Raw genomic sequence first — 485 nt, 5'->3', positions numbered from 1 at the left:
ATGTCCATCTTCAGCTCGCCCATCCGCCAGCGGAACAGCAGGTCCGCGAGGCAGTGCTCGAGCTTCGACACCATGATCAGCACCTTCGGCCGTGCATTCACGTCGTGAATCGCCCATTGCGTGTCGCCTTCTCCGCCGCCGCCGAGCGCGGTCGCGATCGGCCCGAATTCCTGGCGCAGCGCGTCGATCTGCAGCGTTTCATCGGTCGGATGAAACACGCAGCGCACGAAGAAGCGATTGCTGAGATCGTCGTCGAACACGTTCAGCGCATCGACGTAGCAGCGATGGCGCTCGAGAAAGCCGACGACGGCGGCGACCTGGCCGGCCGCGCTCGGGCACGACAGCGTCAGGACGAATTGATCGGGGCGTGAGTCGGCGGTCATGAGATTCCTCGGATGTCATGGAACGCAACCCGCGCGGCGGCGCGACGGGGCGCCACGCTACGCGGGTAGCGGGAGGCTCAAGTAAATCAGGACGATTGGGGC

1 pseudogene is annotated in these 485 nt (G+C 64.9%); it reads right to left on the bottom strand.

Annotation, left to right across the window (positions count from 1 at the left end):
• Positions 1 to 383: pseudogene (locus VK92_RS38870) on the bottom strand (formyltetrahydrofolate deformylase); the annotation flags it as partial.
• Between the last annotated feature and the right edge of the window lie 102 nt (positions 384 to 485).

Origin of the sequence: Burkholderia sp. LK4 (assembly GCF_001043615.1) — a bacterium.
Taxonomy (GTDB): Bacteria; Pseudomonadota; Gammaproteobacteria; order Burkholderiales; family Burkholderiaceae; genus Burkholderia; species Burkholderia cepacia.
The sequence above is the reverse complement of the archived record's forward strand: the minus strand, read 5'-3'. Positions and strand labels throughout refer to the sequence as shown.